This is a genomic window from Paraburkholderia sp. ZP32-5 (assembly GCF_021390495.1).
Taxonomy (GTDB): Bacteria; Pseudomonadota; Gammaproteobacteria; order Burkholderiales; family Burkholderiaceae; genus Paraburkholderia.
Genome location: NZ_JAJEJP010000003.1, coordinates 1,311,466 through 1,336,275 on the forward strand (window position 1 = coordinate 1,311,466; position 24,810 = coordinate 1,336,275).

Sequence of the window (24,810 nt, forward strand, 5' to 3'; positions counted from 1 at the left end):
CAATGGATCAATTCGACCTGACGATACGCAACGGCCTCGTCGCGTCCGACAAGAAAGTGTTCGAAGCGGACGTCGGCATCGTCGGCGAGCGCATCGTCGCGGTCGAGCGCGGCCTGCCCGCCGGCAAGCGCGATATCGACGCGACCGGCAAGTACGTGCTGCCCGGCGGCATCGATACGCATTGCCATGTCGAGCAGCGTTCGGGCATGGGCATCATGGGTGCCGACGACTGGTACTCGGCGAGCGTCTCGGCAGCCTGCGGCGGCACCACGATGATCGTGCCGTTCGCCGCGCAGCATCGCGGACATTCGCTCCGGCAGGTGGCAGAAGAGTACACGGCGCTCGCCGCGGAGAAGTCGGTGATCGACTGGAGCTATCACCTGATCGTCTCCGAAACCGATCAAAAGACCTTGCAGGAAGACCTCGTCGAGCAGATCCGCAAGGGCATCACGTCGTTCAAGGTGTACATGACCTACGACCAGTTGAAGATCGACGATTATCAGATGCTCGACGTTCTCGCGCTCGCCTCGCGCGAGAATGCGCTCGTGATGGTGCATGCGGAGAACAACGACGTCATCAAATGGGTGTCGCAGAAGCTGCTCGAAAGCGGCCGCACCGCGCCGAAGTATCACGCGACGAGCCATGTCGCGCTGGCCGAATCCGAAGCGACGAATCGCGTGATTCAACTGTCGAAGCTATTCGATGTGCCGGTGCTGATCGTGCATGTGTCGGCGCCGGATGCGATCGCAACGATCGGCGCCGCGCAGCGCATGGGCGCGCAGGTCTACGGCGAGACGTGTCCGCATTACATGCTGCTTACCGAAGACGCGATGGATCTGCCCGGCGTCGAAGGCGCCAAGTATTGCTGCAGCCCGCCGCTGCGCGACAAGGCCGCGCAAGAAGCGCTATGGACCGCGCTGAAAGACGGCGTGCTGCAAACCGTATCGTCGGATCATGCGCCGTATCGCTACGACCATACCGGCAAGCTGCCGCACGGCGAGCAGACCACCTTCAAGCAGATGGCCAACGGCATGCCCGGGCTCGAAACGCGTCTGCCGCTGATGTTCTCCGAGGGCGTGAACAAAGGGCGCATGACGCTGCCGGAATTCGTCGCGCTGACGTCGACGAATCACGCACGCATGTACGGCATCGCGCCGCGCAAAGGGCTGATCGAAACAGGCGCGGACGCGGATATCGCCGTGTGGAACCCCACGCACGAAGTGGTGCTCACGGCTTCTGGCCTGCACGACCGCGTCGGCTATACCCCCTATGAAGGAATGAAAGTGACCGGCTGGCCGCGCACGGTGGTCAGCGCGGGCCGCGTGATCGTCGATGACGGTGTATTCGATGCGGCGCCCGGCAGCGGTCGCTTCATCGCACGCGGCACGCCGCTGCCGTTCCAGAACCAACGTGAAATCTCCGCGCGCGGCCAGTTCTTCCGCGCGCTCGCCGACGGCACCGCCGATGCTCACGCAGGCTTCGGCTACTCCGATCGTCAGAACTGAACCTGAAAACGAAAGAGGAAACAATGAGCAAGTCACGCAAAATCGGTCTCGCGGTGGCGCAAATGGGACCGGTCCATCTCGCGGACGATCGTCAGGCCGTCGTCAGGCGCCTGGTCGATATGTTGAAGGAAGCGAAGTCGCGCAGCGCGAAGTTCGTCGTGTTTCCCGAACTCGCACTGACGACATTCTTCCCGCGCTACTGGATGACCGAAGAAGCCGCCATCGAACGTTTCTTCGAGCGCACGATGCCGAACCCGGACGTGCAACCGCTATTCGACGCCGCGCGCGAAGCGGGCATCGGCTTCTATCTCGGCTATGCGGAGCTGACCGCGAAGGGCGAGGCGTTCAACACGTCGATCATCGTCGATGATGGCGGCAAGATCGTCGCGAAGTACCGCAAGACGCATTTGCCGGGCCACGCCGATCACAAGCCGGACGCACCGTTCCAGCATCTGGAGAAGAAGTTCTTCGAAGTGGGCAATACGGGCTTTCCGGTTGTCGAGACGATGGGCGCCAAAGTCGGCATGTGCATCTGCAACGACCGCCGCTGGCCGGAGACGTGGCGCGCGATGTCGCTGCAAGGCGCGGAACTCGGCGTACTCGGCTACAACACGCCGTCGCTGAATATTCACTGGCCGGAGCCGGTGCATCTGCGCATGCATACGCATCTGATCACACTGCAGGCAAGCGCCTATCAGAACGCGATGTGGATCGCCGCAGCCGCGAAATGCGGCAAGGAAGACGGCTTTCATATGATCGGCGGCGCGGTGATCGTCGCACCTTCTGGTGAGATCGCCGCGCAAAGCATGACCGAAGAAGACGAAGTGATCTTCGTCAACGTCGATCTCGCGCTGGGCGACACCTTCCGCGAACACGTGTTCAACTTCGCGAAACACCGCCGTCCGGAACACTACGGGCTGATCGTCGAACGTACCGGCGCCGGCGCGCCGCTACCTCACGATCCCGACGCACTCAACTAGGTCGCACACGGGGAGACCACACGATGAATCATCACGTTGACCAGAGCGTCCCGATGCCGGGCACGCAGGAAAAGTCCCTGTTCGGGCCGCCGCATATCCGCGCGCTGATCGCGTCGATTTCCGGCTACGCGATGGACGGCTTCGATCTGCTGATCCTCGGCTTCATGCTGAGCCTGATCTCGGCGGACCTGGGGCTCACGTCCGCGCAAGCCGGATCGCTCGTCACGTGGACGCTCGTCGGCGGCGTCGCGGGCGGCATCGGCTTCGGAATTCTGAGCGATTATCTCGGCCGCGTACGCGTGCTCACGTACACGATCCTGCTGTTTGCGGTGTTCACGGGTCTGTGTGCGTTCGCGCAAGGCTATTACGATCTGCTCGCGTATCGCTTCGTCGCGGGGCTGGGGCTCGGTGGCGAGTTCGGCATCGGCATGGCGCTTGCCATCGAGGCGTGGCCGGCGGACAAGCGCGGACGCGTATCGTCGTATGTCGGCATGGGCTGGCAGATCGGCGTGCTGATCGCCGCGCTGGTGACACCGGTTCTGCTGCCGCGTCTCGGCTGGCGCGGCATGTTCCTGGTCGGTCTCGCGCCCGCGGTGCTGTCGTTCGCGATCCGCAAGGCGATCGGCGAGTCGGAGATCTTCATCGAGAGCGCGGCGCGCAAGCGGCGTGAGTTTCCGCTGAAGACGCTGTTCCGCGATGCGCAGACCACCAGGCGCAGCATCGGCATGATCATCATGTGCTCGGTGCAGAACTTCGGGTACTACGGCCTGATCATCTGGATGCCCGGATATCTGACGAGGCAGTTCGGCTTCACGCTCGCGAAGTCGGCAACGTGGACCGCCGCTTCGATTCTCGGCATGCTGGTGGGCATCTGGATCTTCGGGCAACTCGCGGACCGCATCGGCCGCAAGCCTACGTTCGTGATGTACCAGCTCGGCGCGCTCATCATGGTGTTCGTGTACTCGCGCTTGACGACACCCGATGCGCTGCTGATCGGCGGCATGGTGGTCGGCGTGTTCGTGAACGGCATGATGGGCGGCTACGGCGCGTTGATGGCCGAGCTGTATCCGACGCATGCACGCGGCACCGCGCAAAACGTGTTGTGGAGCATCGGCCGCGCAGTCGGCGGGTTCGGGCCGCTCGCGATCGGCGCGGTCGCGAGTTTCTACTCGTTCGGTACTGCCATTGCGGCACTCGCGTGCATCTATGTGATCGATGTGATCGCGACCGTCACGCTGATTCCTGAACTCAAGGGCGTCGAGCTGGAATGAGCTAAGCGGAGCGTTGGCCAGAGCGCTGGTTGTCACAGACGGGGACGTTGCACGTAAAGATCCGACGAATGATCAGCGACCGTCCCCGCCAGTAGGACGAGCGCGTTTTGCTCGCCCCTGTTCCTTCGAAGCGCTGTCACCTGCGCGCTTGCGTTTCGCGAGCAGATCCGCTTGCGTATGAAGGATTAGAAACGCTCCCAGTAGAGCCATTCGTACAAGAGCGGGAAGGAAGAAAGTGAGTGCCGCAAAGGCGAATACCGCCACCATGATCCAGGCCCTGATCCATTGCATGCGTCGCCGGCGCAGCGTCGATGCATCGTCGGAAGGACGCTGGCGGAAGCTTTCGTACATCAGAACCATGTACGTCAATTCGACCAGCAGAAAGACGGTTGCGTATGCAGTCAACGGCACGGTGGCGACCCTGCTCGATGCCAGCCATGCCGTCGTAAAGGGGATAAACGAGATCCAGAAAAGATTCGCGAAGTTCGACCATGCCAATAAACCCGTGAGCGAATCCGCATGTTTGAACACGTGATGATGGTTCAGCCACACGACCGCAATGAACGCATAACTGACAACGTAGCTGACGAGGTCCGGCCACAGATCGAGCAACGCGCCCGCATCATTGCGCGTGGGAATTTTCAGCGCGAGAACCATGATCGTGATGATGACCGCGAAAATGCCGTCGGAAAGCGTACTGAAACGGTCAAGGTTCACATCTGAATCGTCCATGGCGCGCCACGTCCTTAGATCTGGGTCAGCCCACCGTCGACAACGAGTTCCGTGCCGGTCACGAACGACGCATCGTCGCTGGCGAGATACAGCGCGGCTCGCGCAATCTCCAGCGGTTGGCCGAAGCGCTTCAGCGGTACCGCTGAAGTGATGGCTTCGCCGGTATCCGCGAGCTGCTTCTCCGACAGCCCAAGCTTGCTATGGAACGGCGTCTCGATCGGCCCTGGGCTCACCGCGTTGACTCGAATGCCGCGGGGCGCAAGCTCGGCACCGGCCGATCGCACCAGAGAGCGCACCGCCGCTTTGGTCGCCGACAGAATCGACAGTCCGGGCGTACCTACTTCGTTCAGAAATGACGTCGTGACGACGATCGAACCGCCTTTCGGCATGTGCGGAGCCGCCTTCTGGATGACGAAAAAGACACCGTTGAAATTCAGTGAGAACTGCTCGGTGATCTGTTCAGGTGTGACTGCATCGAGAGGGGCCGCTTTTCCGGCGCCGGCATTGGCGAACACCACGTCGATTCGGCCATGAGTATCGACAATATCCGCGACCGCGCGGCTGATTTGCGCGACGTCCCGCAGATCGACTGCCAGCGCCATCGCCGTGTTGCCGAGAGCCTGCGCGGCGTCTTTCAGATGCGCCGCCTGGGTGCCGGTCACGATGACCGTCGCACCTTCCTGCTGGAAGAGTTTGGCGGTTTCCAGACCGATGCCTGACGTTCCACCGGTGACAAGTGCGATTTTGTCCTTCAGCTTCATGATTCACTCCTTGCGAATAACGGAAGAAATGCGAGAAGCAGTGCGGCGCGCCGGCACATCCAGCGAAAAAGTTTTGTGGTTATAACGAAGGTGGGCGTCGTGGCGGCATCCTTCGAAAGGCCGATTATGCGCCTCGAATCCTGTGCGCCACCAATCGTGGATAAAAAAGCGCCCGGGAGTTTCCCCCCAGGCGCTTTTTCCTGTCAGTACCAGCGACTAACTTACTGCTTGAACTTCGCCGGCACCTGCGTCATATCGACTTTCACGATTTCGCCGAAGTCCTGCGTCTTGCCATCCGGCAGGAACTTCTCGCTCGGCGGGAACGGGCTCGACGACGTGGCCATCGGCACCGTGCTCGGCTCATCGGTGATGCCGAAGTCCGAATCGTTCGAGATATACACCTTGGTCGGATCGGCCGGATCGAGCGCCACGCCTTCGACCTTATCGTGGCCGAAGTACATACCCTTCGGATCGATCGACGTGAAGAGCGCCGCGTAGTTGAGGAACAGGCCCTCGGTGCCGACGGTGATACCGGCGGTGCTGAGCGCTTGCACCGCGGCAGGCGCGTCGACCGTGCCGGCGATGTCCTCGACGGTCTTGCCGCCCACCGTGAGGCCGTTGGTCGAGTCGTACGCGACCACGCCGCCCGCGATCGTCGTGCCGATCAGCGCGGATTTCGGGCCGACGTCGGTGGCCTTGCTCAGGTCCAGCTTCCACAGGTTCTTGTCGGCTTTCGCCTTGCCGGTCGCCGTACCGTCGACGGTGCCCTCGAAGTTGCCGTCGCGCTCGTCGACGATAAAGGTGCCGTCCGGCATCGCGGTGATCTCGCTGACCGCCTGGCCCTCGGGGTTGCCCGCGCCGTTGGTGTGCAGCGAATACAGGTACTCGTGCACATCGTTGACCGGATCGGTCAGCGAAACCTTGACGACGCGCGTGATCGCGCCCTTGCCCGACGCAACCGCGGCGGTGCCGTTCTTGTCCAGCGGCGACTGCATGATACCGACCAGATACTTGCCGTCCGGCGTCAGCGTCAGACCTTCCATGCCCTTGTTCGGCTTGCGCTTCTTCAGCTCACCAGGCAGCGCAACGTCGACGCCGGTCGTTGCGGTCGAATACGGATTGAGCCGCGAGATTTCCTTGCCGGTTGCGTCGAAGTGGACGATGTACGGACCGTATTCATCGGAGACCCAGAAGGTGCCGTCGGCCATCGCGACCAGACCTTCGGGATCGAGGCCGGCCGCGCTGGTCGGCAGCACGTTGCCGTTCACGTCATAGATGATTTCGGCGGTGGTCGCTTCCGGGTTCACGCGGCCGTTCATCGGCGTACCGTCGGCGAGCGCAAGACCGATAACCTTCGAGACATTCGCCTTGCCGTCGACCAGTTGGAACAGCGCGATCGCCGGCTGGAACGCGAGGTACGGCTCGATCTTGTTGGTGCCGTCGGGCGCGGTCACGTTCGGGCCACGATCGGTCATGCCGTAGAAAAAGCCGGGCTTGTTGGGCGCCGACGTCATCGCTGAACCGAAGCCCGTACCGACGATGGGCACGTTGCCCCAGCTCGGGTACGGAGCGATGGATTCGCTAAAGAGTTGAGTGACCTGGGGAGCCGGCGGCGTGGCAGGGGGAGGCGTGGTGTTGCTGGAACTCGGTGGCGTAATATCGTCGCTGCCGCAGGCGGCAAGCGCCAGCGTCAAGCCAATGGCCACGCACATCTTCTTCTTGTCGAGCATTTTGATATCTCCGTATCTATATTGAGCCGATTGAAGCCGGTCGAGATTACATTCATAAAATGAAAGCTTTGTGGCAAGGAAGATGTTTGCTGGACGTAGGGAAACGGATAGATGAATACGTCTGCGGTCTTCCATTGCGGGGAGACGGAATCGGCCGTTATCGAGTCGACTAGCCAAACCGGTTTATGACGCTGCGCAAGAGCAGTCTCTGCGAACGACGCTTTCCCGCCGAGGAAGGATCACCTGGGCCGGCCTAAAGCTTCTTCACTGCCGAACCGTTAAGAAACGTATGTTGAAACGATTTTTCGCTTCAACCACAGTAGATACGCCGCCAGTCAACTTTCCTTTAATTTGAAAACTGATGCACATCACATCAATAAAAATCAGCGCGGTACGCGGTATCAATTTTTCAATTTCGCGATTCGCGGATCAATTCGGCTCCGACGACGGGTTCCACGAAATGCCAGTTGCGCAGGTCAGTAAGATCAACGTCTTTTGCGGCAGAAATGGATCCGGAAAATCCACAGTGCTCGACGTAGTTCGTGCACTGAGTGAACCGGAAGTCTTTCGCGGACTGAAGCGCGATGTACTGAACAGCAAGGCGTTTCACTCGTTCGACATAACCCTCGAAAACAGCATCGCTGTGCATTGCCAATATCAACGCGACGCTTCCGACTTGATCGTTCGTGTTTTCGATCGATCAACCTCGGAGAAAATCATTGGAGAGGCGTACCCTCGGTTCGAATCTTCCGGCTTTTCGGCGGAAGATCTTTCCAGAATGAAAAATACGTTGAGCAAGGCGCCCATCGAAGTGTTCTACTGGGAAGGGCCAGCCCAAACCGTCTGCGATCAGCATTTCGTGAATGAACTGCATGTCATTTCGAGTGAGCTACCAGGCATCTCGACCAAAGATGGAGTTGCTGGAATCAATCTGCTTGGCGAGAAAACCGTAGGTCTGACTTTCGACGCGGAAGCCAATCAACAACACGAGGTACAGTTCGATTTGCTCCCTTCCGGCTGGAAGGCCGCTGCCGGCCTGCTGGCATGGGCTCGCTCAAAAGCTTGCGGCTCTGTGCTCGTGATCGAAGAGCCGGAGACACATTTGCATCCCAGGCTTCAACGGCTCCTCGCGGCCGAACTCGCAAAGATCAGCGTCGATCGGAATTTGCAGTTATTTATTTCGTCTCACTCGGCCGTATTCCAGAATCCCTTCATCTGGAATTCCTCCACGCTCGCCCGTCAGACAGAAGTGTCGGTGTTTCACGTAGATGGTCAGAACATTCACAGTGTACTGAGCTCCGGGAAACCATCCGATGGTGGATCAGCTCTGCGGCTTCTGGAAGAACTCGGTGTTCAGGCCGCCGATATCATGCAGGCGAATGCCCTGATCTGGGTCGAAGGGCCATCGGACCGGATATATTTGAAATTCTGGCTCGACCGCTTACTCCAGGAACATGGCCGTGAGCTTTGGGTAGAAAATGTTCACTACGCGTTCTGTTTTTATGACGGATCGGTACTATCGCATTTCGGTGCAGACAATGACGTTTATCCTGAAGAGTGGGAAACGAAGGATGCGATCGAAATGCTTCGAGTCAACCGCAATTCATTCGTCGTCGTCGACAGAGATCTTGACTTCACCTGGAATGGTGACGTACCGGTAAAAACCCGGTCCGGAAAATGCGCCAAATACCAGATTCTCGATCAATTGAGTAGCGAGGTAACCTGGATTACCGCCGGCTATACGATCGAGTCGTACCTGCCCGAAAATTATGTCGACGCAGGATACCTGGTCAAGAACAATGAGCGACTCCTGATTGGGTCCAAGCTCTCGAAGGTGGAACTTGCACGCAAATATAAGCGTGACATGGAACACAAAGGCTTTGACGAGTTATTTAACACTCAACTGAATCCTGCAAATCAGATCTGGAAATTGAACGAAAGCATTGTTCGGGCAAATTCCTAGTTGCTGTGTGAAAGGCTCGTCTGCCGGCGGACTGTTTGCACGCACGATCGAAGCCCAACTGATGCGCGGTCGGCCAGTCGCGCACCACGCGCGCAACCGGCCGCTGCCCGCCCGAAGCCAAACTCAAACGTCGGTATAAACCTGCATCGCGATCCGCTTACTCTGCGGCTCGCCGGCCGAGATCTGGATCAATTCGCACGGACGGCGCTCCGGCTGCGTCATGCCGGGCGTCCACACCCAGTAGTGGTTGCTCGGCAAACCATTGACCGCCACCACGCGATGATTGCCGGCCGCATCGATCGCATGGATCGTGACCCGGCTGATCAGGCCGCCCTTCAGCGCGCGCATATCGTCGACGGCTTCATTCACCGCGCGCTCGACGCTCATCCCCATCTTCATGTACAGAACCACCGCGCGCGCCGTACCCGCGCGGATCGTCATCTCGCCCGCGCCCGTGCAGGCGCAAGCACCGTAGCGGCTATCGGCATACGAGCCCGCGCCGATCAGCGGGCTGTCGCCGAGACGGCCCGGATACTTCCAGCCCCAGCCCGACGTGCTGGTGCCGCTCACCACCTTGCGCGCGCCGTCGAGCGCGAGAAACACGGTCGTGTCCTTGCCGATCTCCGGATCGACCGCGTTCTGGCAGTAGCGTTCGAGCGGCACGTCGGGCCATGCGGCCTTGTCGGCCGCACTGACTTCAGCATCGAACCAGCGCGCGTAGGCCTTGCGCGAATGATCCGCGAGCAGGTCGCAACGCTCGGCGCCCGTTTCAGCCGCGAAGCGCGCGGCGCCTTCGCCGATCAGCAGTTCATGCGGCAGCCGCTCCATCACCGCGCGCGCGACGCTGACCGGATGCCGGAAGCCCTTCAGACCGCCGACCGCGCCGGTGCGTAACGTCGAGCCATCCATCACGGAAGCATCGAGCTCCACCTCGCCAAGCAGATTCGGCCAGCCGCCACGGCCTACCGTGCGCACTTCTTCGTCATCTTCGACGAGCTGGATACCGGCCTCGACCGCGTCGAGTCCGGCGCGGCCATTGCGCAGCATCTCGGCGGTCAGGCCGATACCGGATTTGCCTTCGTTGTTGGTCAGAATAATCATGTGCTATCGCCTGAAAAAAATACGCAAGGCCATTACAGTCCTACGCGGAAATCCTTGTTCCAGAAGTCGAGCATGTCGGTTTTGTGCTTCATCAGCAGCGCGAAATCGACCGGTACGATCCGTTCGAGTTCAGCGTTCGAAAAGCCCACCGCCTGCTGCAACGACGGCGGCAAGTCGGCATTCTTGATCGTCGGTGCGTAGCCCATCGTCTCGGCGAACGCGCGCTGCGCACGCGAGTCGAGCATCGCATTCAGATACGGAAACGCGCACGCGGCCTGCTTGCTGCCCGCCGCCACGGCCGCTTCGAACGTGGCCGGCAACGCGCCCTCCTTCGGGAACACGTAGTCGACGTTGAGCCCCGCTTTTTTCCATTGCAACGTGCGCGCCTTCCAAGTAACGGTCACGACGATTTCGCCACTCTTCAGCGCCGACGCGAGCGCATCGACCGACGGATAGATACGCGGCGAAGCTTCCTTCAGCGCGCGCAGATACTTCTGCCCGAGCGCGAGATCGCTGGCCTTGCCACCGGACGCCAACGCACCCGCCAGCGTCAGATAGTCGTATTGATCGTCGACGAGACCGATCTTGCCTTTGAACGCCGGATCGAGCAGCGCGGCGAGACCGTCGGGGCGCGTACGCACACGATCGGTGTCATAGACGAGCACGAGCGCGCTGAAGATATGCGGCACCGCGTAGCTGCGGCGAAATTGCGGAATCACGTTGGCGAGATTCGGCAGCAAGGCTTCGTCGAGCTTCGCGGTCGTGCCTTCCGAGTACATCTGGAACATATCGTTATCGCGCAGCAGCGACACATCGAGCGTCGCGCGCCGCGCATGCGCTTCGGCGCGCATCGTGGTTTGTCGCGCAAGCGCGCTGCCCACCGCGTAGGTGACCGTCACGCCACCGGGCGTGACGAGCGGATCGATGTTCTGTTGCAGCAGGCGTTGATAGTCCCCTCCCCACGTGCCCACTACGATCTGGCCGGTACAGGCACCCGCTGCGTTTGCTTTCAGCGCGAACGAACCGAGCGCGGATGCGGCGGCAAGCGCCCCTGTCGATTGTAGGAAACGGCGGCGTGGGTTGTTGATGTTATTCATGCACTCGCTCCTGAAATTTGAAAAAGACGAAGTCGAGCCTCGGCGGCCCGCTCCGAATATCGTTTTATGTTGTGCCTGGTTGAAGACGCAGCCATGCGCGTACGCGTGCGCGGCAGGCCATGCACGGATACGCAGGTGTCGATGGATTCGCGCGGCGAATCAGCCTGTCGAACCGAGCCGCGCGTTCACCGCCGCCATCACCTCGTCGAGCGACTCCTCCATTACGCTCGACAATTCGTCCAGATGCGGTGCCGGCGCCGCGCCGTGCGGCGTGATTTTCAGCGTATAGAACGGCATTGCATGCTCGAAGCGCCGCAGAATCAGATTCGAGTCGAGAAAGTCGTAGGCCGACACCGGATGCAACAGACCCACGCCAAGACCTTCCTTGACCATCGTCGCGATGTTGACCGAGTACGGCGCGATCGCCACGATCTGCGATTGCAACTGACCAGTGGAGAAGACTTGATCCATGCCCCAGCGCACCAGACTGGGCTGATCGTAGGAAACGATCGGCTGGTTCTGCAGATCGGCCACTCTGATCACCTTGCGCTTGCCGAGCGGATGCCCGGCCGGCAACGCGCAGATCGCATCGAGCTGCGCGAACGCGGTCGAATCGGTGCCGGTGACGTCGACCGTATTCGTGACCAGACCGAGTGCAAGCTGGCGCGACACCACCTGATCGCGAATCAGCGCCGATGCACCCGTCGTCAACGCGATCTGCACGGCCGGATGACGGCGATGAAAGTTCGCGATCACGCGCGCGAAATAGCCGAGCCCGAACGACACTACGGAACCGACGCGAATCACCGCCGTCGACGGATTGCGCAAGCTCAGCGCGAACTCGCGGATGTTGTCGAGGCCCGCGTAACGCCGCTCGACTTCCTCGAACAACGCGAGCGCTTCGCTGGTCGGTTCGAGCCGGCCACGGCTGCGATCGAACAGCGTCAGATTGATCGAGCGTTCCAGATCGGTAATCAGGCGACTGATGCCGGATTGCGACGTGCCGATGACCTGCGCGGCGCGGGTCGTCGTACGCGTGAGCATCAGCGCCCTGAACGCGTCGATATGCCGAAAGTCCATCCGTTCTCTCCGGATTGCATGGGCCGCCGGCGCTTTCCGCTCCCGTGGGAGCGGTCCGCTCGTCACGCCTGCAAATCAAAGGCATGAATTTTACCGCCCTTCATCACCACCGGAATGTGCTCGCCCTGGCCCAACAGACAGTCGAGCGACGCGAGCGGATTGCCGTCGACGACCAGCATGTCGGCATGAGCGCCCGGCGTGATTTGCCCCAACTGCCCTTCCTGACCCAACACTTGCGCGCCGACCAGCGTCGCGCTGCGCAGGATTTCGAGCGGCGACAACACCTGGCTGCGCAGCCTGAATTCATCGCTTTGCAGACGCTGCGATTCGCCGAGCAGATCGGAGCCGTAACCCATCGGCACGCCTGCGTCACGGAATATTTCGAGCGAGCGCAAACCGGCGTGCCGTACGTCTTCGATCTTCGCGACGCTATCGGCCGGCAGACCGAGCGATTCGCCTTCGTTCGCGAGCGCGTCATAGGTGACGAGCGTCGGCACCGCGAACGCGCCGTGCTCGGCCATCACGCGCGCGGCGGCCGCGTCGACCAGATTGCCGTGCTCGATCGTGCGCACGCCGCTGCGCACCGCGCGTGTGATCGCCTCGGCCGTGTATGCATGCGCGAGCACATAGGTGCCGCGTGCGCGCGCCTCATGCACGATCGCGCGAATCTCGTCTTCCGAATAGCCCCATGCGCCGACTGGATCGGTCGGCGACGCGACGCCGCCCGATGCCATGATCTTGATCTGGTCCGCGCCCATTTGCAGTTCTTCGCGCACCGCGCGGCGCACTTCATCGACGCCGTCGGCGACACGTGAAGTCGCGCCGACGCGCACGCAGCACGAGCACGGGCTATCCATGCCGAGGTAGTCGCTACGCGTGCGCATATCGCCGTGACCGCCGGTCTGACTGAGCGCGCGGCCCGAGATGAACAGGCGCGGCCCTTCGGCGAGCCCCTGTTCGAGCGCCTGCTTCAGCGCGAAGCCCGCGCCGCCCGCATCGCGCACCGTCGTAAAGCCGCGCCTGAGCATGCCCTGCAGCAGCGGCAACGACTTCAGCGTGACCAGCACGTTCGGCAGATTCACCTGCTGCGCGAGATTCAATTGCGTCGCATGCACGTGCACGTGCAGATCGATCAGGCCTGGCATCAGCGTCTTGCCGCGCACGTCGATTTCGCGCGCCGACGCGCTGCGGATCGGCCGATCCGATACTTCCTTGACGCGGCCGTTTTCGACCAGCACTGCATGGTCCTCACGCAACTCGCCGGCAACCGGGTCGAGCAGCGCGCAGTGCGAGAACAGAATCGACTCCATCATTTCTCCTCCCGGCTATGGTCCGGGTTCTTCAACGTTGTAGGTTTGCACCGGCGGCGCGGCTCAATCGATCGTCGCGTGAGCCAGTGTGCGCGGCGTATTCGTCAGCAACTCGGGCGTCGTGCCCGTCACGACCGAATCGTCGAGACGGAAGCCGCCGAGGCCATACACATAGATACCCGGCTCCGCCGAGTAGACCTCGTTGTCGAGCAGCGCGCGGTGATTGAAGGCCATATCGTCCGGATACTCGTGGCCGATGATGCCCATGCCATGACCCGTGCGATGGCGGATGTACTGTGCGCAGCCGGCCTTTTCGATCACGGCCTGCGCGGCTGCATCGATGCCCGATACCGGTTGGCCCGTCACCGCCGCCATGACCGCCGCCTCGTTGGCCGCGCGCGCGACCTCGTGAAAGCGCGCCTGGTCGGCGCTCGGTTTGCCGCAGAACCACGTGCGCTCGTTCTCGATCACGAGACCGTTCAAGCGCGGAATCACGATATTGACGAGGCCATCGCCCGCGTTGATCTTCGCGCCGCACGATGCACCGTCGCCATGCGGCGACGCCGATGCGGGGCCTGACAGCGTCCAGCAGCGCATCACTTCGAGGTTCTCGCCGGGGAATCGCCGGCCGCCTTCGGTGACCATCAGCGCGGCCATCTGGTAGTCGAGTTCCTGCACCAGCCGGCCGGGTCGGATGTTCTCGCGATAACGATCCTGCACCCAGTCGGCGAGACTCGCCGCCGCGCGCATGATCTCGATTTCCTCCGCGTGCTTGACCCAGCGCAGCGAACGCAAGTCGGCCAACATCGGCACGAGCTTCGCGTCGGGCAGCAGCGATGCCGCACGACCGAGAGGACCGCCCGTCGCTTCGACGCCGATACGCGATGCGCTCAAGCCGGCGGCGCGCAAACGCGCGGCGATCAATTCAGGCACTTCAGCAAGCAGCGGCTGACGGTCGACCACGCGCGGATGCTCGGAATAGAACGCGATATCGTCGAGCCACAGATGACCGCGCTCGCGCGCCATCATCACGTGATGCGTCGACAGCTCGTTCATGATCGCAAACGGCTCGCCCGATAGCGGCACGCACACCGCGATCGGCCGCTCCCACGTTTGCACGTCGACATGGAAATTGGTCGCCCACTGGAAGAAGTCGGCGGAAGTGAAGATCAGTGCGTCCACACGCTGACGCTCCATCAGCGACTTCATCAGGCGATGACGGTAGGCGCGGGTCTCATGGGTGAGCTTGGGCATCGGTTATTCCCTCGGGAAGTAACGCATTGAGAAAAGGCGCCTCTCACAGTAGCCAGCCCTGCGGCGCCTGATGGATTCGGATTCAGGTCATCATCGTCTTCGTATAGCGACGCTGAATGATCCAGTGCGACAGCAGCGCGAGTGCGAAGGTGACGATCATCGACACCAGCGAAAGCACCGCGCCGAACGGCCAGTTGTTGGCCTTGGCGATCTGGTCGTAGATCGCCGGCGTCATCATCGTGATGCCGGTACCGCCGAGCAGCACCGGCGTCGCGTACGCATTCATGCACAGGATAAAAACCAGCATCGTGCCGGCGGCAATGCCAGGTGCCGCCATCGGCAACACCACGCGCGACAGCGTCTGGCCGAAGCTCGCGCCGAGATTGCGCGCGGCTTCCTCGATCGAAAAGTCGAGCCCTTCGAGCACGCTTTGCAGCGTCAGAATCATGTACGGCAGCACCACGGCGGTGGTGCCGGCCACCACCGCGAACGGCGTATACAGCAGCCGCACCGGTTGATCGACGATGCCGAGCGCGATCAGCATCGCGTTGACGAAGCCCGCGTTGCCGAGCATCACCATCCAGCCGGCCGCGCGCACGACGTTGCCGACCAGCAGCGGAAACACCAGCAGCATCACGAGCTGGCTCTTGTAGCGGCTTTGCGTTTTCGCCAGCACGTACGCAACCGGAAAGCCGAGCACGAGCGACAGCGCCGTGCACAGCGCGGCCACCTTGATCGTGGTCCACAGCACCGCGTGATAGTACGGATCGGTCAGGAACTGCACGTAGTTCTGCAGCGTGAACGCCGCCTGCATCATCTGGACAGAGTCGAAATGATTGAAGCTGTAGCGCACCAGTTGCACGCCCGGCAGCACGATCACGAATAGCACGACCAGCGTCGCGGGCGAAGCGAGCATGCCCCCGGCGAAGTCGCGGCGCCGCGGCGCGGCGTCCAGTGCTGTGGTGGTCATGGTTCAGAGCCCCGGCTTGAATTCCTTGTTCCAGAAGTCGAGCAGCGCCGGCTTTTCCGCGGTGAAACGCGCGTAGTCGACTTTGACGAGGCGGTCCAGCTCGGCATTCGTGAAGCCGACGCTCTGCTGTAACGACGGCGGCAACGCGGCATCGGTCACGGTCGGCGCATAGCCCATCGTTTCGGCAAAGCCGACCTGTGCGCGCGCGTCGAGCATCGCGTTCAGATAGTTGAAACCGCACGCACGCGACGGCGCATTCTTCGGCACCGCGGCCTCGAACGTGACCGGCACACCGCCTTCTTTCGGGAACACGTATTCGACCGGCACGCCGCCCTTCTTCCATTGCAGTGCGCGCGCCTTCCACATGCAGGTCATCCAGATCTCGCCGCTCTTCAATGCGGCCGCAACCGCCTCGTTGGACGGATAGACCTTCGGCTGCTGCTTGCGCACTTCACGCAGAAACTGGATGCCGGCCGCGGTGTCGCCATTGTGCTGACCCGCGGCAAGCGACGATTGCAGCACGTTGAAGTTGTACAGAATGTCGGAAAAGCCCACCCGTCCCTTCAGTTTCGGATCGAGCGCGACTGCCATCGAATCGGGCTTCGTCGGGAATTTCTCCGGGTTGTAGACGATCACCATCGCGCTGAAGATGTGCGGGATCGAATACGGGCGACGCAGTGCTTCGATCGTGCGGGCCGAGTTCGGCACCAGCTTCGTATCGAGCGGTTCGAGCACGCCCGAACGATTGACGTCGAACATGTCGATATCGGCGAGACAGGCGACGTCGAGCGTACCGTGACGCGACATCTTTTCCGCGCGCAGCTTCGTCATGCGGCCGATCTGGTCGGCCGAGTCGTAGGTGACTTTGCCGCCGGCGGCTTCGATGATCGGCTTGCCGATGTTCTGTTCGAGCAGATTCAGATAGTCGCCGCCCCACGTGCCGACGACGACATCGGGACAGGCATCGGCGGCGAGCGCCATGCGCGGATCGAATCCGAGCGACGGCGCGACGAGCAGACCGGAAGCGGCTTTCAGAAACGTGCGGCGCGTGATGTGTTGGCTCATTTAGTGTGGTCCTTCAGGCGGAAAAAAGCAGGCAGTCTTCGGTTCTGAAGCACGCGTGCAGCGTGTCGCCCCGCGACCAGCCGCCGGCACCCGCGTGCGCGGTGTTCGGCACCAGCGCGACGAGGCTCTGGCCGCGTTCGCTGGTGAGCCGCAATTCGACGGTCGCGCCGAGATAGATCCGCTCGGCGAGCTTCACGGGAATCGATACTTCGCTATGCTCCGGCGCCGCCGCGAGCCGCAAACGCTCCGGGCGAATGCCGAGCGTGTTCGCATCCGGCGCGGCCGCGTTCACCGCGATGCGCTCGCCGGTTGCGGTAATGAAGTGACCGTTGTCGACGTGCCCCGCGAGGAAATTCATGCGGCCGAGAAAGTTCGCGACGAACGGATTGGCCGGCTGTTCGTAAAGCTCGTCGGCGCTGCCGATCTGCTGCACGCGTCCATCGTGCATGACGGCCACGCGATCGGCCATCGCCAGCGCTTCTTCCTGATCGTGCGTGACGAAGATCGTCGTCAGGCCAAGCCGTTGTTGCAGCGCGCGAATCTCTTCGCGCACTTCGACGCGCAGCTTGGCATCGAGATTCGATAGTGGCTCGTCGAGCAGGAATACGTCGGGACGAATCGCCAGCGCGCGCGCAATCGCGACACGCTGCTGCTGACCGCCGGACAACTGGCGCGGATAACGTTCGGCCAGCGACGTAAGCCGCACCATATCGAGTGCTTCGCGAATCCGCGTATCGCGTTCCGACTTCGGCACGCGCCGCATTTCCAGACCGAACGCGACGTTCTGCGCAACCGTCATGTGCGGAAACAGCGCGTAGCGCTGGAACACCATGCCGGTGTTGCGCTTGTCGGGCGCGAGCCGCGTGACCTCGGTATTGCCGATCCAGATTTCGCCATCGGTCGGTTCGACGAAACCCGCGACCATCCGCAGCGTCGTGGTCTTGCCGCAGCCGCTCGGGCCGAGAAACGCGACCAGTTCGCCCTCGGCGATATCGAACGACACGTTCTCGACCGCGGTCGTCGCACCGTATTGCTTGCGCAGATTGCGCAGGGACACCTGAGCCATGATCAGATCACCTTGCCGAGCTTCACGAAACGATCGGTGATCAGCATCACGATGCCGAGCAACACGATCTGCGCGGCGGAAACCGCCGCGATGGTGGGGTCGAGATTGAATTCGAGGTACTGCATGATCGCGATCGGCAACGTGGTTTTGCCGGGACCGACGAGCGGCAACGTCATCTCGAGGTTTTCGAACGAAACGATGAAGCCGAACAACGTGGATGCGACGATCGCCGGCCGCAGCATCGGCAACGTGACACGCCACAGCGTGCGCCACGGACCGGCGCCGAGATTGCGCGCGGCTTCCTCGACTGTCTCGTCGATCTGGCCGAGGCTCGCGGTAACAAGCCGGATCGTCCAGGGAATGGTCAGGCAGATATGCGCGATCAGCAGGCCGCCGAAGGTGCCGACGATGTCGGTATCGAGCACGTTTTCGGCGCGCAGATAGAACAGATAAGTAGCGATGCCGGCGACGATGCCCGGCACCACGAGCGGCAGCAGCAGCACGTTGCCGACCGCGCGCCGCCCCGGAAAGCGGTAGCGCGCAAGTGCGAGCGATGCGCCGACACCGAGCACCACTCCGCCGATCGCCGCGCCTGCGGCGAGCTTCATCGACAGCACGAAACCGTTTGCGAATGCATCGTTATGCCATGCGTTCACGTACCACGACATCGTGTAGCCGGACGGTGGGAACGTGATGATCGCGTCTTTGAAGAAGCTCAGCCAGATCACGAAGATCAGCGGGCTCAGCATGAACAGATAGATCAGCGCGACGCCGGCCCTGACGAGCCAGGCTGCCGGAACGAAACGTGGGCGGGAGAACGCGCGCGCGGAAACGATATTGCTACGGTCAATCGGAACCTGCGTCACCGCGCTTTCTCCTTCGGATAGGAACGACACGTGGAGCTGGTGCTGGTCTGGCTGTACGGCGGCGATGTGACCGCATTACGCGTTCGCTCGCCCAAGTGTCGCTGCAAATGTAGGGAATGTAAATTTGCATAGCCACACCAATTTCGATTCACAGTAGCATGAACAAAAATATGCGCAAAGCGGGTTCTTTAAAGAGGTGGGGTGGGGTTTACGCGGCGGGAAGTAGATGGGCCGAATGGCCGGTGAAAGTGCCCGGACGCAAATCCACGTCGCAATTTGAAAGCGGCATCCGGTTGAAAAAAAGAAATCGGCCCGGTTCACGTCTTGAATACAAGATCGCGTCGCATGCGGGCTGCGAGCTTCTACGGCAGGCTACCGTGTCGCAGGCTTCGCCGATTTTGTTGGGTTAGATCTCCCTGAGGCACCCTGAGCGTCATCACCATCAAACAGTGTCGAGCCTGTCAGACCCGGTGAAATGTCAGCGCGGCGAACGTCGCATAGTACGCAGTGAAGCAGGCACAGCCACGCTGAGAGAAACGCTCCCAGCAGATTCATGGCCATGTCAGACATGGCACACACATACAGCCCGCACCTAAACTCGCCTCACCTTTTTGTCGATAACGCGTGTCAGAAGGTGACCGTGATGGCGAGGCTATCCTTGAACTCATTTCCCGCCCCCGCGACGACACCGGTCTGTCGCGCGTTGATACGCCCATAAAACGTCAGCGCGCCGCCACCCGATGCGGGGGGATAGGATCCTGAGATGACGGACGTAGCGCCCGTGCCGTCCCCCCATATCTTGCTGCGTTGCGTGTCGATGTAGATGTTGTAGGCAAGCGCCTGGCTGCCGGCGAGCATCTGCCGCTCGGTGAACGTTCCGTTCCCGGCGGTGGCCGCGACGGTATAGCTCACCGTCTGTCCCGGACACTCGACATCGAGCGTGCCCGTGCTGTCGTCATTGGCCGACGCCAACGGGTTGTAGATGCCGAAATTCAATACGGCAGCGGTCACCGTGCATCCAGCGGCGCTCGCGGCGATCGGCATCGCGAGCAGCGAAGTCATCGTCAAAGCGATGTGTACGCGCTTCATTTGCATGTCACCGGCCCGATGTTCGGCAGATCGCCGCGAGCGGCTTTGTATTCGAACGATGCGGCACACCGGAAGCCATCGCGACCGGTCACGCGAACGCGATTCCGACTTTCCAGGTTTTCCAGATAGACCTTCCCTTCGTAGCCCACCGTGCCTAGCCGGGCGCCCTGCTCCGAAAGCACGGTGCTCCCGAGCACGAGCGGCGTGCCATTGCTCCGTACGAGCCGCACCACGGCGCCGTGGCTTCGATGGACAGGAAAGCGCACCGTGACCGACGAGCGGTCGGCCGGCACGATTTCATGCTGCGCCTGTTCAATATCGGCATCGGCCGGAATATCGCGCGGATCGATCGAAACATGATTCGGCTGATACGAACGAAGATCGGGAATAAGCACCCGGCCGTTCGATCCTGTTTTGCCCACAAACCGATTCTCGTTGTAGACCGTGACGCCCGGCTCGGTCTCCACGACCGCGAATGCGTCCTGCACGGTGTTCGCCGTGAAGATCGAGCCATCCGACAGAACGACCGCGCCCTGCGCCGACACTTGCGCGGAGGTGTTACGTCCCATCCGGTCCACGCCAACTCCAACCAGTCCGTGGGCCGACCTGTAATCCACGTTGCCGAAAACGTGCTGTTGCCGCGCGTCTCCCGTGCCCTGCACCGCTACGTTCCAACCTGCATCGCCGACCGTGTTTGCCGATTGCGACGCCTGCAGCTCCGCGACTGCCTGCCCGCCCTGAATGCTCGTGCCTGCGTTGATACTGCCCCGCTGCCCGAAAGGCATCGTGAGCGAAAAAAACACACCCGTGCCTGCACCGTCCGCCATCTCGCGAAAGGCCGTCAGATAACCCGAGACCGATCCGATCAGATGCGCGGAGTAGCTGACCGACAGGAGCTTCACGTTCTGCTCGTTGGTCTTCACACCCGCATACGTCACCCCGAGCGAACCCCATCTCGACAGCCCGAATCCGAGCGACGCGCGGTCGAGCCGTCGCTGCGGAATATCGCCATTCACCGTTGCAATATCGCGGAAGTCGTCGGTCGCGCGCTGTGTCGACGCGCTGAAGCTGAACACATGGTTGATGTGCTCGAAGCCGATCATGTACTGCTCGCCCGCGCCCACCTGCGCCGCCGTGGCTCCGGCAGCAGAGACCGACACGACGCCGAAGTCGCCGACCGATAGCGAAGCGCCGACACCGCCCATCGCAACGTCCGCGGAACCCTCGCCATGTCCTTCAACCGTTAGCCAGGGCGTGATGCCGCGTCGGTATGACAGTTCGCCCGCAGCCGACCCGTAATGATCGTTCGCGCTAGCATAGTCGAGCCGGACCGAGCCGACTTCGGCACTCAGCGAGCCAAGCCCCGGTTTCAACAGCGACGGACTCGCATAAAACGGCAGCGTCTGGACGATTTGCCGACCCAACGCGTCCGTCATGACCACCGATACGTTTCCGCTGCCAGTAGTCACGGGAAGCTGCGAGATATCGAACGGCCCGGCGGGAATCGGCTTCGACATCTGCTGAACGCCGTTGATCAGCACGCTGACCGTGGTCGGCACGGCAGCCGTCCCGCCGAAGCTCGGCACCGGGTAGGTCACCAGGTCCGGACGCAACGAGAAGTCCGTCGCGAACTGGATGCCGCCGAGGCGAACCGGCTGCGACCATGCGAGACCGCCTGTGACGACATCGCCGAACCGGTAGCGATACATGCCACCCGGGTTGGAGTACGTGTACGTAGTGTCCAGACGCGACGTCGACCAGCCATGGTTGCTGCTGTTGACCGCCTGCAATCCGGAACTCAGAACGCCAAAGCGATCGAACGCGCGCATATCGAGCGTGCCGCCGTTCGAATGCATGCCGGCGCCGTTCGTGCTGACCAGATCGTAGTTCACGACAATGCCTGGTGCCGCCGGGGATACCTGCTTCGCAACGTCGGCGTTCGTGGCGCTCAATTGCGTCGAGGCGATTACTCCCCGGCCGGCTTTCAGGTACAGCGCCTGAGAGCGCATATCGAGCCGGTACGACATTCCGTGAATGTCGTCAAGGTCGATGAGTCTGTCCTTCGAGTGATCGGTCGGCAAATCGGAGACCATCAGCCCATGCGAAAGCAGATCATGGCCCGAAGCAAAGAGCTTCGGGCCACGCTGTCTCACCGCGATGACTCGCCCCGTATCCCTACCGTTCATGAAGACTTCCAGCACAAACTGCTTATCCGCTGCAAAGGCAACGCTGCCCGAAACGAGCGTGACGAGCACGATCCGTGCAATGAACCTGACCATCAGCGGTACGACTACGGTACCTGAACGACCGGCACCGCAATCTGTTTCGACTGTCCGTCGATCAGTACTTCAAGCTGCGCCGACGAAGCAGTGCGCAAGACAGAGCCGTCCGGAATTTCCCAGCGCCGCTCTGCTCCCCCCAATACGTACGCACTTCCATTGAATTTGACGTCGTTGGCTACCAAGCCTGCGCCGCCGATCGACATCGATCCGATCCGCACACGCCGGCCGCCTTCATTGACGGCCTTCAGCACGCCAGCACCATTGCGCGGAATCGCTAGCGTCCAATGCAGATCACCAGCTATGCGGGACCGTGCCTCGAAGAAGACCGGTACCGAGAAATGCAGCAAAAGGCGCACACCGGATGCAGCGCTTTCGGTTGGCAGTTCATCGATCAGCAAGCGGTACGTCCCCTCCACATCGCGCCGATCGGAACGCAACAGCACACGAATGATCTGGGACTTGCCTGGAGCAACATCGGCTGCCGGGGGACTCACGATCAGGTCATCCGACTCGACCAGCTTGTCCGCCCCGCTCCGGGATTGCGTCCACGCGAAAGCGCGCAACTGCAGCGCTACCGGGTCATCCGACGGATTCGTGATGACCAGCGTCGCTGATGACCGCTGCGGTTGTATTTCGATCGAGACTGGATGCAATTCCAGGCTTTGCGCGCAGGCACTCGACGGAAGGTTGAGAACGAGCGCGCAGGCAGCAGCTGAAGCAATCCGAACAAACGACATGACCATCGATCAGTACGTCACCGTGACGTTGACAGTGTCGGAATAGTGTCCGACAACGGCAGTCTGGAGGTCCGCGGCCCGGATCTGCATATAGACCGGAATCGATTGAGCCGCGCCGTTGCCGGTTCCCGGCACCGTGTCGGTTCCGACCGTGTTGCCCCAATTCGTCTGGCCCGGCTGATCGGTGGTGAGCGAGTATGCAAGCGTTGCCCCGGACTGATCGTCGATGGTGAGCTTGCGGGTTGTCACCGTGGCACCCGTCGCACCGCCCTGATCGAGGCCGACGTTATAGCTCGTTCCCATCGTGCATGTGATGCTCACCGCGCCTTGACCCGCGCCGTCGGCGGCAAAGCTGAGGTTGGACAGACTGATGTTGCTGGAAGCCCCGACCGAACAGGATGCGGTGACGTCCGCCGATACCGCCAGTACGCCTTGCGCCGTCCCGGCGGCCACCGCGACAGGCGCGGCGCCGAGCAGTGCGACACCAGCGAGGGATGCGATCAGAAGCTTGCGCGGCACAACATGGTTGTTCTTCATTTATTGTCCTTTTCGTTTCAGAGAATTGCGCCCCGGCTGTGCCGCGGCTGCGTTGCGGTAATGCCGGAATCAGGCGTGGCAGCCGCTGCCGCGGCCTTGCTCACCCCGGGAAAAGAGATAGCCCTGAAGCCATGTCGCCCCGCTGACCTGTGCTATGCGTGCGTCCGTCTCGGTCTCGATGCCTTCAACGACCACCGTTTGTACGCACGCTTTCGCGAAGCTCACCAGTTGCGTCAACCTCGCGTGCGCCGTCGCGTCGAGGCGCGCGTGACGGACAAGTGAGCCGTCGATCTTCACGACATCGACGCCCAGAGCAAGCAGGCTTCTGAAGCTGCTATATCCGCTGCCAACATCATCCAGGGCGACCCGACAACCGACGTTCTTCAGCGCGCGAACAAAGTCGGACGCTTCCGCGTAGTCGTCAAGTGGAGCAGTTTCGGTAATCTCAACGGTCAGCCGTTGGGCAACTTTGGGAGCCTCGCTCAGCTTCAGGAGCGTGAGCGCCCACCACGCGTCGACCGTAGCGCTCTGCGCCGAAATATTGCAGCCGATATAGGCGTCCGTATCGTTGCGCAAGGTATTGATGACCGTATCGACCACCCAACGATCGACGCGACGTATCAAGCCCAGCCGTTCAAGACCCGGCAACTGGCGACCGATTCGAATCCGGTCGGATCTTCCTTTGGGTGTTTCGGAAAGCAGCGCTTCTTCGTAGACCAGCGCGCCCGCTCGATTGGCTTCGCGAATCGGCTCGAACGACAGGCTCAAACGGCCAGTCGCCATTGCTTCGAAAACGCGCTCCGCGACGACCGTGTCGGCCATGAACTGATCGCGCCACGCCTTTCCAGGCTGCGCATTCTGCACTCTTGGCGCAGCGATCACCGACAGGTCGAAGGGCCTGTCGTCGTCGATATGCACGATCTTCGCCGTGACCGCCGGGAATGCAATGGTCGAACCGTTGATGATGGGACGGTCACCCAGCACAGCCAGTATCCGGTCGAGCAGGATTGCCGCCACTGGCGAACAGCCGACGTCCTGCACGACTCGTGGCGCGGGCACATTGAAAATGCACAGCATGTGATCACCGCTCGGAGCACAGGAGCCCCTGCGTTCCTCACAAAGCACGCGTGCGCGCTCAAAGACGACGTGCCGCACAACCGATGCAAAAGTCGCACCGTAGGCCTGCTCGATCTGCCGCAGGTTTGTTATGGACGCAACGATGCACAGGGGTTCGCGGGCAGCATGGCCCGGCGTGCTCTTTACGTCGAGACGCGAAAAAAGCGCGCGGAGCCCGGAGGTTTCTGGCAGCGGGTTGAAGCTCATACAAGCACCGGACCATCAACGATCGAGGGTGCAAAAGAGCGCTCGGTGACGAAAAGGTTCGTTTCTGCGAGAGTTCTGCCTGCCAGGAAAC

General features: G+C 61.6%; 21 protein-coding genes. 4 read left to right on the forward strand and 17 right to left on the reverse strand.

Translation table 11 applies throughout. The annotated features are described in order from the left end of the window. Positions 1-2: 2 nt before the first annotated feature. The 3 genes from hydA to L0U82_RS38380 are packed head-to-tail and all read left to right on the forward strand — an operon-like array spanning position 3 to position 3,756. Positions 3-1,505, forward strand: a complete 1,503-nt coding sequence (gene hydA, locus L0U82_RS38370; RefSeq protein WP_233839050.1) for a dihydropyrimidinase — start codon at positions 3-5, stop codon at positions 1,503-1,505. A 23-nt stretch (positions 1,506-1,528) separates the two neighbouring features. Then, positions 1,529-2,485, forward strand: coding sequence for an N-carbamoyl-D-amino-acid hydrolase (locus L0U82_RS38375; RefSeq protein ID WP_233839051.1), 957 nt, complete (start codon positions 1,529-1,531; stop codon positions 2,483-2,485). Between the two features lie 53 nt (positions 2,486-2,538). Then, positions 2,539-3,756: an MFS transporter gene (locus L0U82_RS38380; protein ID WP_233839396.1), complete on the forward strand. Its 1,218-nt coding sequence runs from the start codon at positions 2,539-2,541 to the stop codon at positions 3,754-3,756. 72 nt (positions 3,757-3,828) lie between these two features. On the opposite strand, the gene L0U82_RS38385 is transcribed toward L0U82_RS38380, so the two are convergent. The 3 genes from L0U82_RS38385 to L0U82_RS38395 form a co-directional block, all read right to left on the reverse strand. Beyond that, positions 3,829-4,488 (reverse strand): TMEM175 family protein, encoded by a 660-nt coding sequence (locus tag L0U82_RS38385; RefSeq protein WP_233839052.1) that lies wholly within the window; start codon positions 4,486-4,488, stop codon positions 3,829-3,831. 14 nt (positions 4,489-4,502) lie between these two features. After that, positions 4,503-5,249: an SDR family oxidoreductase gene (locus L0U82_RS38390; RefSeq protein WP_233839053.1), complete on the reverse strand. Its 747-nt coding sequence runs from the start codon at positions 5,247-5,249 to the stop codon at positions 4,503-4,505. A gap of 221 nt (positions 5,250-5,470) precedes the next feature. Next, positions 5,471-6,979, reverse strand: coding sequence for an esterase-like activity of phytase family protein (locus tag L0U82_RS38395; RefSeq protein ID WP_233839054.1), 1,509 nt, complete (start codon positions 6,977-6,979; stop codon positions 5,471-5,473). Positions 6,980-7,340: 361 nt separating this feature from the next. Here L0U82_RS38395 and L0U82_RS38400 point away from each other — a divergent pair, with 361 nt between their 5' ends. After that, positions 7,341-8,942 (forward strand): ATP-dependent nuclease, encoded by a 1,602-nt coding sequence (locus tag L0U82_RS38400; RefSeq protein WP_233839055.1) that lies wholly within the window; start codon positions 7,341-7,343, stop codon positions 8,940-8,942. 123 nt (positions 8,943-9,065) lie between these two features. Here L0U82_RS38400 and L0U82_RS38405 read toward each other — a convergent pair whose 3' ends face one another. The 14 genes from L0U82_RS38405 to L0U82_RS38470 form a co-directional block, all read right to left on the reverse strand. Next, positions 9,066-10,043, reverse strand: coding sequence for a N(4)-(beta-N-acetylglucosaminyl)-L-asparaginase (locus L0U82_RS38405; protein ID WP_233839056.1), 978 nt, complete (start codon positions 10,041-10,043; stop codon positions 9,066-9,068). A gap of 32 nt (positions 10,044-10,075) precedes the next feature. Further along, a complete protein-coding gene (locus L0U82_RS38410) occupies positions 10,076-11,140 on the reverse strand; it encodes an ABC transporter substrate-binding protein (RefSeq protein ID WP_233839057.1) in 1,065 nt (354 codons plus the stop codon). Positions 11,141-11,299: 159 nt separating this feature from the next. Then, entirely contained in the window at positions 11,300-12,220 is a 921-nt protein-coding gene (locus L0U82_RS38415; protein ID WP_233839058.1) for a LysR substrate-binding domain-containing protein, read from the reverse strand. A gap of 62 nt (positions 12,221-12,282) precedes the next feature. Then, positions 12,283-13,530, reverse strand: coding sequence for a metal-dependent hydrolase family protein (locus L0U82_RS38420; RefSeq protein WP_233839398.1), 1,248 nt, complete (start codon positions 13,528-13,530; stop codon positions 12,283-12,285). Between the two features lie 63 nt (positions 13,531-13,593). Next, positions 13,594-14,784 (reverse strand): M24 family metallopeptidase, encoded by a 1,191-nt coding sequence (locus L0U82_RS38425; RefSeq protein ID WP_233839059.1) that lies wholly within the window; start codon positions 14,782-14,784, stop codon positions 13,594-13,596. A gap of 82 nt (positions 14,785-14,866) precedes the next feature. Continuing rightward, positions 14,867-15,754, reverse strand: coding sequence for an ABC transporter permease (locus L0U82_RS38430; RefSeq protein WP_233839060.1), 888 nt, complete (start codon positions 15,752-15,754; stop codon positions 14,867-14,869). 3 nt (positions 15,755-15,757) lie between these two features. Then, on the reverse strand, positions 15,758-16,819 hold the full coding sequence (locus L0U82_RS38435) for an extracellular solute-binding protein (RefSeq protein WP_233839061.1): 1,062 nt from the start codon (positions 16,817-16,819) through the stop codon (positions 15,758-15,760). A 13-nt stretch (positions 16,820-16,832) separates the two neighbouring features. Next, on the reverse strand, positions 16,833-17,885 hold the full coding sequence (locus L0U82_RS38440; RefSeq protein ID WP_233839062.1) for an ABC transporter ATP-binding protein: 1,053 nt from the start codon (positions 17,883-17,885) through the stop codon (positions 16,833-16,835). A gap of 2 nt (positions 17,886-17,887) precedes the next feature. Continuing rightward, positions 17,888-18,751: an ABC transporter permease gene (locus L0U82_RS38445; RefSeq protein WP_233839063.1), complete on the reverse strand. Its 864-nt coding sequence runs from the start codon at positions 18,749-18,751 to the stop codon at positions 17,888-17,890. A 627-nt stretch (positions 18,752-19,378) separates the two neighbouring features. Next, on the reverse strand, positions 19,379-19,840 hold the full coding sequence (locus L0U82_RS38450; RefSeq protein WP_233839064.1) for a spore coat protein U domain-containing protein: 462 nt from the start codon (positions 19,838-19,840) through the stop codon (positions 19,379-19,381). Then, on the reverse strand, positions 19,837-22,026 hold the full coding sequence (locus L0U82_RS38455; RefSeq protein WP_233839065.1) for a fimbria/pilus outer membrane usher protein: 2,190 nt from the start codon (positions 22,024-22,026) through the stop codon (positions 19,837-19,839). Before L0U82_RS38455 ends, L0U82_RS38450 begins: the two co-directional genes overlap by 4 nt. Before the next feature lie 104 nt (positions 22,027-22,130). Beyond that, a complete protein-coding gene (locus tag L0U82_RS38460) occupies positions 22,131-22,859 on the reverse strand; it encodes a fimbrial biogenesis chaperone (protein WP_233839066.1) in 729 nt (242 codons plus the stop codon). A gap of 9 nt (positions 22,860-22,868) precedes the next feature. Further along, on the reverse strand, positions 22,869-23,396 hold the full coding sequence (locus L0U82_RS38465) for a Csu type fimbrial protein (protein WP_233839067.1): 528 nt from the start codon (positions 23,394-23,396) through the stop codon (positions 22,869-22,871). A 69-nt stretch (positions 23,397-23,465) separates the two neighbouring features. After that, complete coding sequence (locus L0U82_RS38470) at positions 23,466-24,719, reverse strand: EAL domain-containing protein (RefSeq protein ID WP_233839068.1); 1,254 nt, start codon at positions 24,717-24,719, stop codon at positions 23,466-23,468. Between the last annotated feature and the right edge of the window lie 91 nt (positions 24,720-24,810).

Excerpts from the sequence above, each read along its gene's own strand:
- hydA (WP_233839050.1), top strand. The coding sequence starts at position 3 with ATGGATCAATTCGACCTGACGATACGCAACGGCCTCGTCGCGTCCGAC.
- L0U82_RS38375 (WP_233839051.1), top strand. The coding sequence starts at position 1,529 with ATGAGCAAGTCACGCAAAATCGGTCTCGCGGTGGCGCAAATGGGACCG.
- L0U82_RS38380 (WP_233839396.1), top strand. The coding sequence starts at position 2,539 with ATGCCGGGCACGCAGGAAAAGTCCCTGTTCGGGCCGCCGCATATCCGC.
- L0U82_RS38385 (WP_233839052.1), bottom strand. The coding sequence starts at position 4,488 with ATGGACGATTCAGATGTGAACCTTGACCGTTTCAGTACGCTTTCCGAC.
- L0U82_RS38390 (WP_233839053.1), bottom strand. The coding sequence starts at position 5,249 with ATGAAGCTGAAGGACAAAATCGCACTTGTCACCGGTGGAACGTCAGGC.
- L0U82_RS38395 (WP_233839054.1), bottom strand. The coding sequence starts at position 6,979 with ATGCTCGACAAGAAGAAGATGTGCGTGGCCATTGGCTTGACGCTGGCG.
- L0U82_RS38400 (WP_233839055.1), top strand. The coding sequence starts at position 7,341 with ATGCACATCACATCAATAAAAATCAGCGCGGTACGCGGTATCAATTTT.
- L0U82_RS38405 (WP_233839056.1), bottom strand. The coding sequence starts at position 10,043 with ATGATTATTCTGACCAACAACGAAGGCAAATCCGGTATCGGCCTGACC.
- L0U82_RS38410 (WP_233839057.1), bottom strand. The coding sequence starts at position 11,140 with ATGAATAACATCAACAACCCACGCCGCCGTTTCCTACAATCGACAGGG.
- L0U82_RS38415 (WP_233839058.1), bottom strand. The coding sequence starts at position 12,220 with ATGGACTTTCGGCATATCGACGCGTTCAGGGCGCTGATGCTCACGCGT.
- L0U82_RS38420 (WP_233839398.1), bottom strand. The coding sequence starts at position 13,530 with ATGGAGTCGATTCTGTTCTCGCACTGCGCGCTGCTCGACCCGGTTGCC.
- L0U82_RS38425 (WP_233839059.1), bottom strand. The coding sequence starts at position 14,784 with ATGCCCAAGCTCACCCATGAGACCCGCGCCTACCGTCATCGCCTGATG.
- L0U82_RS38430 (WP_233839060.1), bottom strand. The coding sequence starts at position 15,754 with ATGACCACCACAGCACTGGACGCCGCGCCGCGGCGCCGCGACTTCGCC.
- L0U82_RS38435 (WP_233839061.1), bottom strand. The coding sequence starts at position 16,819 with ATGAGCCAACACATCACGCGCCGCACGTTTCTGAAAGCCGCTTCCGGT.
- L0U82_RS38440 (WP_233839062.1), bottom strand. The coding sequence starts at position 17,885 with ATGGCTCAGGTGTCCCTGCGCAATCTGCGCAAGCAATACGGTGCGACG.
- L0U82_RS38450 (WP_233839064.1), bottom strand. The coding sequence starts at position 19,840 with ATGAAGCGCGTACACATCGCTTTGACGATGACTTCGCTGCTCGCGATG.
- L0U82_RS38455 (WP_233839065.1), bottom strand. The coding sequence starts at position 22,026 with ATGAACGGTAGGGATACGGGGCGAGTCATCGCGGTGAGACAGCGTGGC.
- L0U82_RS38460 (WP_233839066.1), bottom strand. The coding sequence starts at position 22,859 with ATGTCGTTTGTTCGGATTGCTTCAGCTGCTGCCTGCGCGCTCGTTCTC.
- L0U82_RS38465 (WP_233839067.1), bottom strand. The coding sequence starts at position 23,396 with ATGAAGAACAACCATGTTGTGCCGCGCAAGCTTCTGATCGCATCCCTC.
- L0U82_RS38470 (WP_233839068.1), bottom strand. The coding sequence starts at position 24,719 with ATGAGCTTCAACCCGCTGCCAGAAACCTCCGGGCTCCGCGCGCTTTTT.